The 15,686-nt window shown below is 40.0% G+C and carries 18 protein-coding genes; 14 read left to right on the top strand and 4 right to left on the bottom strand.

The annotated features are described in order from the left end of the window. Positions 1-32: 32 nt before the first annotated feature. The 11 genes from FCN25_RS00645 to rnd all read left to right on the top strand — a co-directional run bounded on the left by FCN25_RS00645 (position 33) and on the right by rnd (position 11,193). On the top strand, positions 33-263 hold the full coding sequence (locus FCN25_RS00645; RefSeq protein WP_137221038.1) for a thioredoxin family protein: 231 nt from the start codon (positions 33-35) through the stop codon (positions 261-263). Positions 264-778: 515 nt separating this feature from the next. Then, positions 779-1,798, top strand: coding sequence for a YHYH protein (locus FCN25_RS00640; RefSeq protein WP_137221036.1), 1,020 nt, complete (start codon positions 779-781; stop codon positions 1,796-1,798). Positions 1,799-1,832: 34 nt separating this feature from the next. Next, positions 1,833-2,360 (top strand): hypothetical protein, encoded by a 528-nt coding sequence (locus FCN25_RS00635; protein WP_137221034.1) that lies wholly within the window; start codon positions 1,833-1,835, stop codon positions 2,358-2,360. 225 nt (positions 2,361-2,585) lie between these two features. Further along, positions 2,586-4,511 carry an ATP-dependent DNA helicase gene (locus FCN25_RS00630; protein ID WP_137221032.1) on the top strand — a complete coding sequence of 642 codons (1,926 nt, stop codon included), beginning with the start codon at positions 2,586-2,588 and terminating at the stop codon, positions 4,509-4,511. 71 nt (positions 4,512-4,582) lie between these two features. Continuing rightward, positions 4,583-5,284, top strand: a complete 702-nt coding sequence (tsaB, locus tag FCN25_RS00625; protein ID WP_137221030.1) for a tRNA (adenosine(37)-N6)-threonylcarbamoyltransferase complex dimerization subunit type 1 TsaB — start codon at positions 4,583-4,585, stop codon at positions 5,282-5,284. A gap of 59 nt (positions 5,285-5,343) precedes the next feature. After that, the gene (locus FCN25_RS00620) at positions 5,344-5,673 is read left to right on the top strand and encodes a hypothetical protein (RefSeq protein WP_137221028.1); all 330 of its coding nucleotides are present in this window, start codon (positions 5,344-5,346) and stop codon (positions 5,671-5,673) included. Further along, entirely contained in the window at positions 5,666-6,343 is a 678-nt protein-coding gene (locus FCN25_RS00615) for a M50 family metallopeptidase (protein WP_137221026.1), read from the top strand. The genes FCN25_RS00620 and FCN25_RS00615 overlap by 8 nt, the downstream gene beginning before the upstream one ends. Further along, entirely contained in the window at positions 6,340-7,209 is an 870-nt protein-coding gene (locus tag FCN25_RS00610) for a class I SAM-dependent methyltransferase (RefSeq protein WP_137221024.1), read from the top strand. The genes FCN25_RS00615 and FCN25_RS00610 overlap by 4 nt, the downstream gene beginning before the upstream one ends. A 20-nt stretch (positions 7,210-7,229) precedes the next feature. Further along, the gene (locus tag FCN25_RS00605) at positions 7,230-8,114 is read left to right on the top strand and encodes an alpha/beta hydrolase (protein ID WP_137221022.1); all 885 of its coding nucleotides are present in this window, start codon (positions 7,230-7,232) and stop codon (positions 8,112-8,114) included. Between the two features lie 204 nt (positions 8,115-8,318). Next, positions 8,319-9,992 carry a long-chain-fatty-acid--CoA ligase FadD gene (gene fadD, locus FCN25_RS00600; protein WP_137221020.1) on the top strand — a complete coding sequence of 558 codons (1,674 nt, stop codon included), beginning with the start codon at positions 8,319-8,321 and terminating at the stop codon, positions 9,990-9,992. An 88-nt stretch (positions 9,993-10,080) separates the two neighbouring features. Next, positions 10,081-11,193 (top strand): ribonuclease D, encoded by a 1,113-nt coding sequence (rnd, locus tag FCN25_RS00595; protein WP_137221019.1) that lies wholly within the window; start codon positions 10,081-10,083, stop codon positions 11,191-11,193. A 99-nt stretch (positions 11,194-11,292) separates the two neighbouring features. Here the strand turns inward: rnd and minE are convergent, their stop codons facing one another. From minE to minC, 3 genes are read right to left on the bottom strand one after another with little or no spacing between them, the layout of a single operon-like run. Continuing rightward, positions 11,293-11,553, bottom strand: a complete 261-nt coding sequence (gene minE, locus FCN25_RS00590; protein WP_011637201.1) for a cell division topological specificity factor MinE — start codon at positions 11,551-11,553, stop codon at positions 11,293-11,295. Between the two features lie 2 nt (positions 11,554-11,555). Beyond that, complete coding sequence (gene minD, locus FCN25_RS00585; RefSeq protein WP_137221017.1) at positions 11,556-12,365, bottom strand: septum site-determining protein MinD; 810 nt, start codon at positions 12,363-12,365, stop codon at positions 11,556-11,558. 27 nt (positions 12,366-12,392) lie between these two features. Beyond that, a complete protein-coding gene (gene minC, locus FCN25_RS00580; protein WP_137221015.1) occupies positions 12,393-13,058 on the bottom strand; it encodes a septum site-determining protein MinC in 666 nt (221 codons plus the stop codon). A 118-nt stretch (positions 13,059-13,176) separates the two neighbouring features. On the opposite strand from minC, the gene FCN25_RS00575 reads away from it, so the two are divergent. From FCN25_RS00575 to FCN25_RS00565, 3 genes are read left to right on the top strand one after another with little or no spacing between them, the layout of a single operon-like run. Next, the gene (locus FCN25_RS00575) at positions 13,177-13,455 is read left to right on the top strand and encodes a YcgL domain-containing protein (protein ID WP_137221013.1); all 279 of its coding nucleotides are present in this window, start codon (positions 13,177-13,179) and stop codon (positions 13,453-13,455) included. A gap of 31 nt (positions 13,456-13,486) precedes the next feature. Beyond that, entirely contained in the window at positions 13,487-14,455 is a 969-nt protein-coding gene (locus FCN25_RS00570; RefSeq protein WP_137221011.1) for a lytic transglycosylase domain-containing protein, read from the top strand. 59 nt (positions 14,456-14,514) lie between these two features. Beyond that, entirely contained in the window at positions 14,515-14,961 is a 447-nt protein-coding gene (locus FCN25_RS00565; protein WP_137221008.1) for a YcgN family cysteine cluster protein, read from the top strand. Between the two features lie 93 nt (positions 14,962-15,054). Here the strand turns inward: FCN25_RS00565 and dsbB are convergent, their stop codons facing one another. After that, entirely contained in the window at positions 15,055-15,564 is a 510-nt protein-coding gene (gene dsbB / locus FCN25_RS00560; RefSeq protein WP_137221006.1) for a disulfide bond formation protein DsbB, read from the bottom strand. Between the last annotated feature and the right edge of the window lie 122 nt (positions 15,565-15,686).

Below are 15,686 nucleotides of genomic sequence, written 5' to 3'. Positions count from 1 at the left end.
AACAACATCAACAACATCAATAAGGATAAACAATGAAGACGGTTAAAATTTTGGGTTCTGGTTGTAAAAAGTGTCTTGAAACCGCAGAGCTTGCCCAAGCTGTTGCGGATGAAAAGGGTGTTGCAATAAAAATCGAAAAAGTCACTGATATGGCTAAAATTATGGATTATGACGTTATGAGTACGCCAGCAGTGGTGGTTGATGAGAAAGTGGTTCATAAAGGCAGTAAACCCACTAAAGAACAGATGTCAGCGTGGATATAAATGCTGCTAAAGTCATTAATTGAGTGACTGAGCAATTAAAGGACTAAGGGTAATTAACTATAAAAACACAGTTATTGCCCTTGGCATTGTGCTGCACAATGACTAAATTACAGAGCTATGAAGTTAAAACCTTACTGATATGACGATGACCCTCAAGTTAGTTTTAAACTTTCTACTCAAGTCTACGCGGTTCACATTTATGGCTATCTTATTCCATTAGAAATAAAAATAGGTGTGTGAATATTCTGCCTACCCACTTTTAATTGTAATCCATTGTTTTTAATATTAATTTACCGCTAATTCTTGGGAATATCGTCAACTATTGTTTATCATACTGCTGACGTTTAACCATAAAAATTACCCACCGGATTACTCCATTAACATCTTATTTACCATATCCACCACTATTGTGGTTTTTCTGCGCACTTTCTGCACATTGTCTCTATATCATCGATAGGTAATTAAGCATTTTGTTCGTTAAACCACTTTACGATCCACTAAAAGGAATCGATGACATGAAACTATTCGTAAAACATCGTCAGTTTACTCAATCTATATTGTGTACTTTGGTATTAGCAGGTTTATTAACGGCCTGTGACAGCAGTGATGATGACACAGTGTCAACCGATGACAGTACAACTGTGGTAGACACTTCGACAGATAATGGTGTGAGTACCGACAACAGCACCGATGGTGTGATATGTGATTATTCATACAGCGAATTTAACGATTCTGAGTCAGTTGGCTATAACAGCGAATCGCAATGGACATGTGCTGATGATATGCGTGAGTTAGTCGCCAATGGAATTCCAGACCACGAAGTAGGTACCTTTCCTAATGATGGCAATCCCAACATGATCACAGAGCAAGTGATCACAGCGAGTATTACCTTGTTGCCAGTTCAAACCGATGTGGCTACTCAATTAGGTGGGCCTTCAGGACCGCAGGGTTATGTATTAAACGGGGTGAAAATAGATGCCAGTACCGCCGGTACTTGTGATGATTCAGGTTTAATTTGTGATGCAGCTATGAATGTCGGTAATTGGAACATTGAGGCACTGGGTCAATCTAGTTTTGATTTTGGTACTGACGACAACAATGCTCATGTTCAGCCTAGTGGCGAATATCATTACCATGGAATACCAGAAGGTTTTATTACGCTCCACGGCGGCAGTAGTGACACCATGACCTTAATTGCATGGGCTTCTGATGGATTCCCTATTTATGCCCGTTATGGTTATACCACTGCAGATGATGCGACTTCCGAACTTAAAGTTGTCACAGGCAGTTACCAGTTGGTCACAGAGGTAAGTGATAGCAGACCTTCAACCGATTTATATGCCTTAGGTACGTTTAAACAAGACTGGGAATATGTAGAAGGCTCTGGCGATTTGGATGAATGTAATGGCCGAGTTGGTGTCACTCCTGAGTTTCCTAATGGCATTTATCATTATTATGCAACAGATAGTTATCCATTTTTTCAACGTTGCGTAAAAGGTGAAGTTGAATCAACAGGACAATTACCTCCAGCTTAATAATGCGTTATATCAATCTTAAGGAGGACCTCAAATGCGCGTGTTGAGAAACCATTCCATGGTGATTATTTTTATAGTGAGTTTATTGATGGCAACAGAGGCGCAGTCGCACATGATGGTGGCTCAACACGGCACCATTAATATGGTTAACAATGGTGCTTTTATGGTGTTGTCATTGCCTATCAGTGCATTTGATAATATCGATGATGACAATAGTGGCCACTTATCAACGGTTGAGTTTAATTCGCATCGAGCTGAAATAATGGCTCAAATTTTGGCAAAAGTGCAATTGCACGATAATAATGGTTTGCGTCCCTTAGAAGGGTTAATGTTTTCATTGGGCGACGATCATCATAATGCAGATACTGCAACTCAATTGATTGTGATGGGCCGCTTTGCTATTGATGAAAAATCAGCCGGTTGGACTTTTTTATTTGGCTTATTTGGTGAATCTGCAGAGGAGAAAGTCATGAATATGAGTGTTAAGCGCAAAGCAACTAATCAAAAAATGGCATTTGAACTTACTCCGAATAATGCTAGCCAAAAAGCTTTTTCTTTATAATCCAATAAGATAGCGCACCTTTATGTTAGTCCAATAAATGCTGTTTCACTTAGGTGGTCAGCATTTTTTATTATTTGATATGTCGCCTTTTAAGCGCATCATGTTTGTTGTGTAATCGACATGCTTTTGTGCTTTTGACGATAAAGAGTTGGAAGATGAAGCCGTTATCAGCATAATAGCCCAAATTACATCACACCATCATGACCGCAATAATTTGAGGACGCTTTGAGCTCGACACTTACCCAATCCGTTATCCATGAATTTAGCGAACGCGGTGCGTTAGCAAAACATGTTCATCATTATCACCACCGACAAAGTCAAACCGATATGGCTGTTGCGGTGAGTGATGCTATTGCTAAAAAACATAATCTGATTTTAGAAGCCGGTACGGGTGTAGGCAAAACCTTTGCATATTTACTGCCTGCATTGCTTAGCGGCAAGCAAGTGGTGGTGAGCACCGGTAGTAAAAATTTACAAGAGCAACTGTTTTTAAAAGACTTACCAGCATTGTTAACCATGTTAGATGTACACGTGCCTATAGCGTTATTAAAAGGGCGTAACAACTATTTATGCCAATTACGCCTAGAAAAACAAATGCAAAATGCCAGTCAGTTTAGCGAATATTACATTGATGACTTGCTAAAAATTAACCAATGGGCACATTTAAGCAAAGACGGCGATATAGGTAATTTAACCTCGGTGGCAGAACATTCTGAGGTTATCCCTACTGTGGTGAGCACTAAAGAGAGTTGTACGGGTAAAAAATGCGACCATTACGATGACTGCTTTACTCGTAAAGCGCGTATTCGGGCAATGGATGCCAAAGTGGTGGTGGTTAATCATCATTTATTTTTTGCCGATCGATTACTAAAAGACACTGGATTTGCGGAGTTACTGCCAGATCCTGATGTGGTGATATTTGACGAGGCACATTTAGTGCCCGATATTTGTATTAGTTATTTTGGCAGTCATATTTCCAGCCGCGAAATAGATAAATCACTCAACGCGATAATTAAACTGCATAAAGAGGTGATCCGCGACAGTATTCAGCTTGAACAATTGGCTCAACGTGGCTTAATTGCACTCAGTGAATGGCACAATATGATGTTTGAACATCAAGTGTCTGATTGGCGCAAAGTACTGACAATAAAAATACTTGCAAGCACCTCGTGGACCTTGCATCAATCATTAGTCGATTTAGCTAATAATATGCAACATCATCTTGGTCGTGATGATCAGCTCGATAATGCCTTTGAGCAATTACTCACGTTGGCTGATACATTACGCAATTATTTTGAGTGCCAAGACCCCCAGGCGGCTTACAGCGTTGAGCTTGGTCCCCGGTTTATTATGCTGCGCATGAGCCCCATTAATGTCGCCAAACAATGTCAGCAATTATTTGATCACAACACCCGTTGGATTTTTACCTCGGCAACATTGCAAGTTAATCGTAGCCTAGCGCTTTTTGCCAAAGAGATGGGTTTGGGTGATGCTAAACAACTTATTTTAGACAGCCCATTTGATTACCCCAACCAAGCAGTATTTTGTGTACCACGTCATTTAGGTAAAGTAGGGCAGTCGAAACATTCAGCAAAACAACTGGTTGATATCAGTGTTCAAGCCATTAATGCCGCACAAGGGCGTACGTTTATTCTATTTACCAGCCATCAGATGTTGCAACAGGTGGCTATGATGTTACAAGGCAAGGTGAAATATCCGCTTTTAGTGCAAGGCCAAGCCAGTAAGCAAAGTTTATTAAATAAGTTTAGGCAGCTAGGTAATGCCGTGCTGTTAGGTACCAGCAGTTTCTGGGAAGGTGTAGATGTACGCGGTAAATTACTCAGTTGTGTGATTATAGATAAATTACCGTTTGTGTCCCCTGATGATGCATTATATAAAGCTCGTGCGGCCAATGCTGAGCGTCAAGGACTTGATCCTTTTGCTTCTATTTCATTGCCGCAAGCGGTTATTAGTTTAAAGCAAGGCGTTGGACGATTAATTCGTGATGAAAAAGATCGTGGAGTACTTATTTTGTGCGATAACCGCATTGTGAATCGTGTTTACGGACAAGCATTTATTAATTCATTGCCCCCCATGCAGCGTACTCGTGATTTAGACCGAGCGCTGCAATTTTTAAAACACATCCCTTAAGCTTTTTAAAACACGGCTCATCAGTTATCATTACAACATTATCTGTCGTTTTTATTGAGTAACCCAACACAATGCCAAAGCCGTTAACCATTCTTGCTCTTGATACCTGTACCGAAACTTGCTCTGTTGCATTAACCATTAATGGTGATGTTTATGCTCGTATTGAAGATGCGCCGCGTGAACACAGCCAACGTTTGCTGCCTATGGTTGATGATGTCTTAGCCGAGGCTAAAGTGACTCTCGTCGATATCGATATGATTGCTTATGGACGCGGCCCGGGCAGTTTTACGGGTATCCGTATTTGTACCAGTATGACCCAAGGGTTAGCATTGGGACTTGATTTACCCGTCATTGGTATTTCTACGTTAACAGCAATGGCTCAAATGGCCGTCAGTCAACATGGTGCTTCTCAGGTATTGTGTTGTATTGATGCTAGAATGAATGAAGTCTATTGGGCTCAGTACATTGCTAAAGACGGTATTGCTATTTTGGTTGGGGAAGAACATGTTACAACGCCAGAAATGGTAACATTGGTTTTAGACTCACAACAAAACATAGCGGCTTGTGGAACTGGGTTTGACGTTTATCCGCAGTTATTAACTCTGGCGCCAAGTATCAGTCGTTGCTTCGAAGCTACATATCCTGATGCTAAATCTATGCTGGTGTTAGCCCAACTTGGATATCAACAAGGTTTGCACACTACAGTTGATGAACTCGCCCCTGTTTACCTTCGTGACACAGTCACATGGAAAAAACTTCCGGGTCGAGAATAGCCATTCAGGTTAATTTGACATAAAGTGTATAATAGAATTATAGGTAAACGGTGTCGTTAATGACGATAAATGCAGCATTATCAATGGCAAATAATCAATCTGGCCCAGTCAGCTTGAGCCAAGCTGTTGCTGGAAATCGACCGATTACTCCAGCCCAAGACCCCATAGTTGTTAACACTTCAGCTGATGATATTGAGCTGCAAAGTATTGAAAGCAATGATGTGGCCATTGTTGATGATGTAACCTTGTCAGCCAAACAACAAGCCCGCGTTGAATATGATCGTGATACCAATGGCCAACGTGGTGCAATAGCGCAATATTTGTCTACTCAACATTCTGCTAAAAGAGACGAAATTCAACAAATGGTTGGTATTGATTTGTATGCCTAACCCGCCTTTGTCTGCAATCCCCAGTCGTAGCCGTTTTATGATCGAATTACTATTGGCCTTTTTACTGACTCGATTTCCTTATATCTCTATTCCTTTTAAATGGTTTGAAAGCTATTTTCACGAATTATCTCATGGCATCGCGACGTTATTGACGGGTGGCACTGTGAGTCATATCCAGTTATTTCCAAACGGTGCAGGCCTTTGTTTTAGTCAAGGCGGTAATAGTATATTAATTGCTTATGCAGGCTATTTCGGCGCCGCGTTATGGGGTTATGCGATATTTCTACTGGCGACTCAAAAACACACTATCAGATTTACTTTGTCTCTGTTAGGCCTAACGGTGGCGGCTTCACTACTTTTCTGGGCTCGAGATGTGCTAACCATTATTATTCTTAGCGTCTTGATAATACTTTTTTTGTTACCACTTAAATTAAAAAACAGTGGTCTGCTCAATAGTTTATTGCGTATATTAGGCTTAATGATTATGTTAAACGCCATGGCCAGCCCTATGGTGTTATTAGGGTTAAGTGGCCAAGGCGATGCGGTGATGTTAGCGAAAATAACATGGTTGCCGGCATGGTTGTGGGTAATGACATGGCTCGCATTTAGTGGGTTTATGTTGTGGCTCTGTTGGCGTAAAGTTAATCGAAAAAAGGGAGTGTTAAAATGAAACGTAACATGATGTTAGGAGCCTTAATTGGCTTATCAAGTTTAGGTATGTCAGCAGCTGCATTTGCTGCGAGCACAGATAACACGCAAAACCAATCAGTCGCAGTGCCGCAGGTTAATGCTGCGCTTGCACAAGCCGTCGCGAGTCAATTTCGTTCAGAAGATAATAAGCTGCGTGATCAATATCGCCATCCTGCAGAAACGTTGGCTTTTTTTGATGTAAAGCCAGATCAAACTGTTATTGAATTATGGCCAGGTGGTGGTTGGTATGCTGAAATTTTAGCGCCTTACTTAGCTGATAAGGGCCATTATGTGGCTGCTAATTTTGAAACTAAGCCTACAGTAGATAGCCCTAGAGCAGCTTATTATAAATCAGCAGGTTTAAAATTTGAAAAGTGGGTCAATGACAATAAAGCCAGCGTTGGTAATGTTCAGTTTGTTACCCTTGATCCACCGGCTAAGCTTTCACTGGGTAAAGATAATTCTGCCGACCAGGTATTAACATTCCGTAATTTGCATAATTGGGCAATGAAAGGGGAGTTAGAAGGTGTGTTTAAAGCCGCTCATGATGTGTTAAAAGTCGGCGGTTCATTAGGCATTGTTGAACACCGTGCAAATATCGGTATGGCTGCAGAAAGTGGTTATATGGATGAAAATCAAATGGTCGAACTCGCTAACAAATACGGTTTTGAACTGACCGCTAGCTCTGAAGTGAATGCCAATCCCAAAGACAGTAAAAATTATCCGAAAGGCGTGTGGACATTACCACCAAGTTTAGCCATGGGCGATCAAGATAAGCAGAAGTATCTTGATATAGGTGAAAGTGACCGCATGACACTTAAGTTTACTAAAACTGCTGCTAAATAAATCTGTAAAGTGAGCCAACAATGTTGAACGTTAACGTAGAACAAATTCAATTGCCGTTGGCTCATATTACGCTCGCAGCTAAACGCTATGGTCAAGCAGATAAGCCAATCATACTGGCTTTGCATGGTTGGCTTGATAATGCCGACAGCTTCATCCCTTTAGCGGAGGCTTTTTCGCAACAAGGGTTGTTTGAACGGTATCAATTATTATGTATTGATTGGCCCGGACATGGATTGTCAGAACACCGTCCTGGACGTTATCCTTTGCATTGGGTTGATTACATTTATGACTTACAAGCCGTCATTGAACTTGTTTCTGATAATCAACCTATTATTTTGATGGGACATTCTTTAGGGGGCATTATTGCTTCCGCTTATAACGCTTGTTTAGGTGAAAATATTGCTAAGTTAGTATTAATAGAAGCTTTAGCACCATTATCAGAATCTGCAGATAATGCTAAACCCCGTTTGCGTAAAGGTTTACTGCAACAACAACGTTTTAATCGTCAATTAGCTCGGCCCATTCCCACTTATTCTTCTCTTGATGTTGCAATTCATGCGCGTCATCAACTAACCGGATTAGCCTTGCCTTGGTGTAAATTGATTACAGAGCGTAATATGCAATTAGTTGGTGATAAATATGCTTGGAGAAGTGACCCTAGGTTAAAACTTGATTCATTGAATCGTTTCACATTTGAACAAGTTGATGCATTAATGACCACTAGCGATACCGATACTTTATTTATTGCAGCGCAAGATGGTTACAAGCAACTCACTTTGTCAGAACAACATGCAAATGCCTGGTTTACCAACATTAAAATGCTAACATTAATGGGGGATCACCATTTACATATGGGGAATGCCAATCAAGTCGCAGAAACGATTGGAGCTTTTATTCTAAATTAGTCGGTCTGTTAACTGAAATCGCTGTTATTTTTAATTCATTTATGTGATTATGGTCAAAAATTAAAACGCTTGTATGATTTTTATCACTACAAGAAACATAAAAAAGCCTGCGATAACAAAATTAATGATACGCAGTCGCTAAAAAATTTTACCACTGACGGGGAATGCACGTCTTAGCACAGTGGTAATTATTAGGAGACACCTGTGGACCAGCCTTGGATTAATAACTTACCTGAAAATGTGCCGGCCGAAATCGACCCATCTCAATTCAGCTCTTTAGTACATATGTTTGAAAATGCAGTGGCAAAATATGCCGATCAACCTGCGTTTATAAATATGGGTGCAACGATAACGTACCGCAAACTTGAAGAGAGAAGTAGAGCATTTGCAGCTTATTTACAAAACGAACTGCATTTAAACAAAGGTGACCGTGTCGCCATTATGATGCCTAATTTATTGCAATATCCTATTGCACTATTTGGTATTCTTCGCGCAGGTATGGTGGTAGTTAATGTTAACCCGCTGTATACACCAAGAGAATTAAAGCATCAATTAGTCGACTCTGGCGCCAGAGCCATCATTGTGGTGTCAAACTTTGCTAATACTTTGGAAGAAGTCGTTGATCAAACTCCGGTAGAGTCAGTGATTATTACTAGCTTGGGTGATCAACTTAGTGCACCTAAACGCACCTTAGTTAACTTTGTCGTAAAGTACATCAAAAGACTGGTACCTAAATACCATTTACCACATGCATTATCATTTCGTGATGCCTTAACAAAAGGGCGACGTTTACAATATATCAAAGCTGAAATTACCGGCGATGATTTAGCCTTCTTACAATACACAGGCGGTACAACCGGTGTGTCTAAAGGTGCAATGTTAACTCATGAAAATATCGTCAGTAATGTGTTACAAGCTAATGGCGCGTATTCACCAGCATTAAAAGACGGTGTCGAGTTTGTGGTAACTGCACTGCCGCTTTATCACATTTTTGCATTAACGGTTAATTGCTTACTGTTTTTACATAAAGGCAGTAAAAACTTACTGATCACAAATCCACGTGATATTCCTGCATTTGTGGCTGAACTTAAGAAATATCCATTTACCGCGTTAACGGGTGTTAATACGTTATTTAATGCCTTGGTTAATAATGATGGATTTGCTCAACTTGATTTCTCAGGTTTGAAATTTTCAATTGGTGGAGGCATGGCTGTTCAGCGTGCAGTTGCTGATAAATGGCAACAAATCACTAAAACACGTTTGCTAGAAGGTTATGGTTTAACGGAAGCATCACCTTTGGTGACTTGTTGTCCATACAACTTAGCCGGTTATAACGGTTCTATTGGTTTCCCTGCGCCTTCAACATTGATCCAAATTCGTGACGATGAATCTAATGTGTTACCTCAAGGTGAAACTGGCGAATTGTTTGCTAAAGGCCCACAAGTGATGAAAGGGTATTGGCAGCGACCAGAAGAGACGGCGACAGTTATTGATAAAGATGGCTGGTTAGCGACGGGTGATATTGGTTATATGGATGAAAAGGGCTTGTTTTACATTGTTGACCGTAAAAAGGACATGATTTTAGTGTCTGGTTTTAACGTGTTTCCGAATGAAGTAGAAGAAGTCGTCGCCATGCACCCAAAAGTTATTGAAGTTGCCGCTGTAGGGGTTCCAAATGAGGCTAGTGGTGAATTAGTGAAGATTTTTGTGGTCGCAAAAGATAAATCTCTGACCGCTGAAGAGTTGATTAAGCATTGCCGACATCAATTAACGGGATATAAAGTACCTAAGCTGGTAGAATTTAGGGACGAATTACCAAAATCCAATGTGGGTAAAATTTTACGCCGAGAGCTTCGAGACGAAGTTAAGCAAGCGTAAAATGATAGCCGGCACTTTAGCCGGCTTTTTATTGAGGTTAATCTGATAACCTGTCACCGCCCTCATTCATATTATAGCGGAGCCTATTTTGTTAACGTTTGAATATATCAGTGATAACGCCAGCTTATTATCATTAGTTGAACAATACCAACAAAGCACCTTATTGGTGCTCGATACTGAATTTGTCCGCACTCGTACTTACTATGCAAAATTGGGGCTTATTCAAGCTTACGATGGGAAAACATTGGCTTTGATAGATCCTGTTGCCATTACAGATCTTAGCCCATTTTGGAAGTTATTGACTGATCCTAAGATTGTTAAATTAGTACATTCTTGTAGTGAAGATCTTGAAGTGTTTGCTCATTATGGTGACTGTCAACCAAACCCACTTTTTGACAGTCAAATTGCTGCTAGTCTATCTGGGTTGGGGTATGGCTTAGGTTATGCCAAATTAGCTGAAAGCTGTTTACAAGTTGAAATTGATAAAGGCGAATCGCGTACCGACTGGATGAAACGCCCCTTGTCGGATGCACAATTACAGTATGCGGCTAATGATGTGTATTATTTGTACCAATTATACCCACAGTTACAAGAGAAGCTTGCTGCCAATAATCGCCTAGAATGGTTGTTTGAAGAAAGCCAACGTATGACAGAAGGGCGTTTGTCATTACCAGAAGGTGACAGTGTTTACCTTAAAGTAAAAAATGCTTTCCAGTTATCGAGCCCACAGTTAGCTTACTTAAAAGTATTGGCTAAATGGCGCTTAAACAAGGCGGTAAGTCGTAATCTCGCGCTTGGTTTTGTGGTAAAGGACCATGCATTAATTGCATTAGCCAAAAAACAACCGACCACATTAGCAGAATTAAGTAGTTTAAATGATTTAACTGAGCAAGAGAAACGCATTCATGGCAAAGAGTTATTAACGGTAATGGCAACAGCCGATTTAACTAATTTACCCGAAGAAGTCGATGTTGTTGCACTTAAATCTGGTTATAAATCGGCATTTAAAGAAATTAAAACAACATTAACTGAATTGTGTGAACGTGAAGATGTTGCATTAGAGTTTGTGGGATCTAAACGCCATATTCATGAATTTTTACTCTGGTTGTATCACAATAAACAAACGCCGACGCCGCTATTGCTAACGGGGTGGCGAGGTCAACTTATTGGAGACTTACTTGCAGATGTGCGTTTTAGTTAACGATAATGATTTAACTAAATAACGCCCAATAAAAAGGATACTCGCATAATGCCAGTATCCTTTTTATATTTAGCGGTGCTAACTCGCTAGCTTAGCTAATTACTTTGAATCAGGTAAGGTGACGTTTAACTCGAGTACCGATAAATTGTCATCGTTTTGATCAAGTTGCACAGAAACTTGGTCATCTGAAATTTGTACATATTTGCGGATCACTTCGATGATTTCTTGTTTCATCTTTGGGAAGTAATCAGGTGCACCGCGTTCTCCACGCTGATGGGCCACAATAATTTGTAATCGTTCTTTTGCCAATGATGCGGTATTGGGCTTTTTACTGCTTCTAAAATAATCAAGTATCGACATAATTAGCTCCCAAATATCCTTTTAAGGAATCCTTTCTTCTCTTCTGTAATAAATCGAACCGGCACATCGTCACCTAATAAGCGCGCAACCGTATCGCCATATGCTAAACCGGCATCACTTTCTTGATCAATAATGACAGGAATACCAGAGTTTGACGCTTTGAGTACTGATTGAGACTCGGGGATAACACCGAGTAATTCAATTGCCAGAATTTCCTTCACATCTTCAACACTGAGCATTTCACCTGTTTTAACTCTTGCTGGTGAGTAGCGAGTTAACAATAAATATTCTTTGATCGGTTCAAGCGATAGCTCTGCTCTACGTGAACGGCTTTGTAACATTCCTAGAATACGGTCTGAATCGCGAACAGAGCTCACTTCTGGGTTTGTGGTTACAATCGCTATGTCGGCAAAGTAAAGTGCCATCATTGCACCTTGTTCAATCCCTGCTGGCGAATCACAAACAATGTAGTCGAAGTCTTTAGCTAAATTTTCAAGTACTTTGCCCACGCCTTCTTTTGTTAGAGCATCTTTATCGCGTGTTTGCGACGCAGGTAAAATAAACAGTTTGTCGCAGCGTTTATCTTTAATTAACGCTTGGTTCAAATTGGCTTCACCATTAATAACGTTAACAAAGTCATATACGACTCTGCGTTCACAACCCATTATCAAATCGAGATTTCGCAAACCAATATCAAAATCGATAACGACAGTCTTCTTTCCTTTTAAGGCCAACCCGGTAGCAATTGCTGCACTGGATGTTGTTTTACCCACACCGCCTTTACCTGATGTGACAACAATAATTTGCGCCATTTATTTTAATATCCTTGTATTTGCCGATTATTGGGGCAATGTTTCAACAGTGAGGGATGCGCCTTCAAGGCGAACACAACCTCTTTGACTTAGATCGTATTGTTGCAAATGCTCAGTCAACCAATACTGTCCCGCAATCGACACTAATTCTGCTTCTAACGAGTTAGCGATAATCACACTTTGATTATCTCCCGCGGCTCCCGCCATGGCTTTGCCACGAAGAGCGCCATATATATGAATGCTACCATCAGCAATGACTTCAGCGCCATTACCAACCGCACCAAAAATGACTAAATCTGCATTTTTTGCGTATATTTGTTGTCCAGAACGCACATTTTGTTTAACAATTTTAGTCGCTCGTTTGGGTAACTCAGCTTTAGCAGCTTGTTTGCCCGACTTAACGACCGCAATAGCCATACTCTTAGCTTGTTCAGCTTGCGCAGGACTGGCATCGGTAATGCCCACAATAATAAGGTTTCGATCAATTAATAATTGTTTTAACGCATTAAAGTCTACGTGAGCTTGTTTAACAGCTGATAGGTTCAATACCAATGGTGCACCTAAAAAAAACTGCGGTGCTTGAGCCAATTTGTTGTCTAATTCAGTCGCAATGATATCAAGATCATTATGATTAATATGCAGCACTGATAATGTAAAAGACGTGGCCTTTAATTCGAGATTTTGTTTAGCCATCTCGGCGTGATTCTCCAATGCTTGAGCGATAACTGATTTACAATTATTTTTTAGTGCCACCATGTTATAGTGTGCTTAGTTGACTATCAAGTTTGAACCTTTGGAAATTTACACTAAAATGATATGTGCAGTATATAAAAGCGGTCGTAGAGCAGATACTTACCTTTTTGTCAAAAAACGCGATGTTTTTGATGAGGTTCCTGAGCAGTTAATGGAAATGTTTGGTACTCCAGCATTAATAATGGTTGTGCCATTATCTAAACGAGATCATCTAGGTATTGCAGATATTACTAAAGTGAAGTCGGCTTTAATTGAACAAGGCTATTATTTACAAATACCACCTCCACAAATTAATTTACTTGAGCAACATAAACAAGAATTAGGGCTTAATAAATAAGCGCAATCTTAAAGGAGTAATCGAAACGAATATGATTAAAAAAATCATTTTAAGCGTATTTTGTTACTTCTTTTTTGCTAGCTTGGTTATGGCTAATGATAGCACTCGTGATTTTTCTGACTATCTGTTGGAACTTCAACAGAAAGCGATAGCCGCTGGTGTAAATCAACGTATTGCTGAACGTTATATTGCCAATATTAAAACCTTCAAGAAAGCCAATCTCACCACCCATTTAGACAAATCAAAAACACTAGAAAATTTTATTCCCCAAGTTGTCCCTGCTATTACTGTCAGTACTGCTCGAGCCATGTTTCAGCAACATGAATCTCAAATAAAACTTCTGAGTCAAACTTATCAAGTTCAATCACGTTTTTTGATGGCGTTGTGGTCCATGAATACCCATTTTGGAGAACGTTCAGGACGTTTCTCTGGTTTATCGGTATTAGCTTCACTTGCATATCAAGGTGATAACGAAGCGCAGTATATTAATGAGTTTATTGCCGCACTTAAATTAATCGAACAGAAAAAAATAAGTGAAAATTTATTGCGTAGTACCTCATCAGGATCAATGGGGCAGATGCAAATGATGCCAAGCCAATTACTGAAATACGGTGTCGATGCGGATAAAAACGGTGTGATTGATGTTTGGAACAGCATGGATGACGCATTTGCGTCTACCGCCAACATGTTGCATCAACAAGGGTGGCAATATGATTCTACATGGGGGCGACAAGTAAAAATCACCATCAAGTTAGATCCAAATTTACTTGGCTTAGAGTCTCAGTATTCATTTTTACAGTGGCAAGCCTTTGGTGTCAGGCGTTTTGATGGTAATGATTTACCTCAACGCAATGACATGAAAGTGTCTTTAATTGCCCCTGATGGAGTCCAAGGCCGCTTTTATTTGGTGTATGACAACTTTCGTTTATTGAACCAATTTACAGACACATTGCACGATACTTTAGCAATAACCTATCTGTCTGAAAAAATTAAACCATAAATTGCCGTGGTTTAGGTGTAAAATGCGAGCAAATCTTAATAAAACCACTTTAGATAAAAATGATGACTCAGTTTTGGACCTCAACGCCTTTAGACAATATGACACCTGAGCAATGGGAGTCACTTTGTGATGGCTGCGGTAAATGTTGTTTAAATAAAATTATCGATGATGATACTGACAAGTTATATTACACCAATGCTGCGTGTCATTTATTAGATGATGAGAGTTGTAGTTGCCGTCAATACCCTGATCGTTTTACTTATGTTCCTGAATGTACCGCCATTACGCCTGACAATATCGCAGAGCTTACTTGGTTGCCGGACAGTTGTGCGTATCGTCGCTTGCATGTTGGCAAAGGTTTACCTAGCTGGCATCCGTTGATCACAGGGAGTAAAGATGCCATGCATGCAGCTGGTATTTCTGTTCAAGGCAAAACCGTTAACGAAATGAAAGTGAAGTATTTAGAAGACTGTATTGTTTTGTGGCCGATGTTGAATATTGAATGATGTAAGTATATCTATCAATTGGGTGTTAAGTTGAATAAAAAAAGACCTCATTGAGGTCTTTTTTTATTCAATCTTCGCAATAATATTTCCAATTTATTTTTTTAGTTTAAGTGCAGGCAATAACATTAATAGCCAAATCACACCATAAACCGCAAAACCAACCATCATCCATTGCGCCATGCTAACTGACAGCCAAGTCCATGGTATATCACTGCACATACCCGTTGGAGAAAATACCGAAGGCAACCAAGTGTCTAATGGCATAAAATTAGGGAATTCTGGGTAAAAAGAACATGTGGCAAAAGGTGATGGGTTAACTTGCATATTGTTGAGTTCATACGCAAGTTTTAAGCCCCAAATCGCAGCAACTCCCCAACCAGCCATACCGACTAAGCGTAGTAACCACACCTTAGGCTGTAATATACCAATGAGCCCTGCCAGCATAATACTGAGTACCGCAACACGAATATAAATACACATCACGCACGGCGCTAACTCCATACCATATTGAAAGAATAGGGCCGCTAGTTCCAGCCCTATAGCGGATAATAACAATAATCCCCAAGAGAGACGACTATGACAAAACTGCTGTAATTGCGACAATTTCAGTTCCTAATAAACGTATTAATAGATAAAAAAACACCCTCAAGTGAGGGTGTTTGAGTGAGTAGTCAAGACTTTAAGATAATTTATCTATTAAGTCCAATACCCTATCGTTTTTACAC

This window comes from Shewanella sp. MEBiC00475, from assembly GCF_005234075.1.
Taxonomy (GTDB): Bacteria; Pseudomonadota; Gammaproteobacteria; order Enterobacterales; family Shewanellaceae; genus Shewanella; species Shewanella polaris.
This window is presented reverse-complemented; position numbering and strand designations above follow the sequence as displayed.

Bases quoted from the DNA above. Each gene is read 5' to 3' on its own strand.
- FCN25_RS00645 (WP_137221038.1), top strand. From the start codon at position 33: ATGAAGACGGTTAAAATTTTGGGTTCTGGTTGTAAAAAGTGTCTTGAA.
- FCN25_RS00640 (WP_137221036.1), top strand. From the start codon at position 779: ATGAAACTATTCGTAAAACATCGTCAGTTTACTCAATCTATATTGTGT.
- FCN25_RS00635 (WP_137221034.1), top strand. From the start codon at position 1,833: ATGCGCGTGTTGAGAAACCATTCCATGGTGATTATTTTTATAGTGAGT.
- tsaB (WP_137221030.1), top strand. From the start codon at position 4,583: ATGCCAAAGCCGTTAACCATTCTTGCTCTTGATACCTGTACCGAAACT.
- FCN25_RS00620 (WP_137221028.1), top strand. From the start codon at position 5,344: ATGACGATAAATGCAGCATTATCAATGGCAAATAATCAATCTGGCCCA.
- FCN25_RS00615 (WP_137221026.1), top strand. From the start codon at position 5,666: ATGCCTAACCCGCCTTTGTCTGCAATCCCCAGTCGTAGCCGTTTTATG.
- FCN25_RS00610 (WP_137221024.1), top strand. From the start codon at position 6,340: ATGAAACGTAACATGATGTTAGGAGCCTTAATTGGCTTATCAAGTTTA.
- FCN25_RS00605 (WP_137221022.1), top strand. From the start codon at position 7,230: ATGTTGAACGTTAACGTAGAACAAATTCAATTGCCGTTGGCTCATATT.
- minE (WP_011637201.1), bottom strand. From the start codon at position 11,553: ATGTCGATACTTGATTATTTTAGAAGCAGTAAAAAGCCCAATACCGCA.
- minD (WP_137221017.1), bottom strand. From the start codon at position 12,365: ATGGCGCAAATTATTGTTGTCACATCAGGTAAAGGCGGTGTGGGTAAA.
- minC (WP_137221015.1), bottom strand. From the start codon at position 13,058: ATGGCTAAACAAAATCTCGAATTAAAGGCCACGTCTTTTACATTATCA.
- FCN25_RS00575 (WP_137221013.1), top strand. From the start codon at position 13,177: ATGATATGTGCAGTATATAAAAGCGGTCGTAGAGCAGATACTTACCTT.
- FCN25_RS00570 (WP_137221011.1), top strand. From the start codon at position 13,487: ATGATTAAAAAAATCATTTTAAGCGTATTTTGTTACTTCTTTTTTGCT.
- FCN25_RS00565 (WP_137221008.1), top strand. From the start codon at position 14,515: ATGATGACTCAGTTTTGGACCTCAACGCCTTTAGACAATATGACACCT.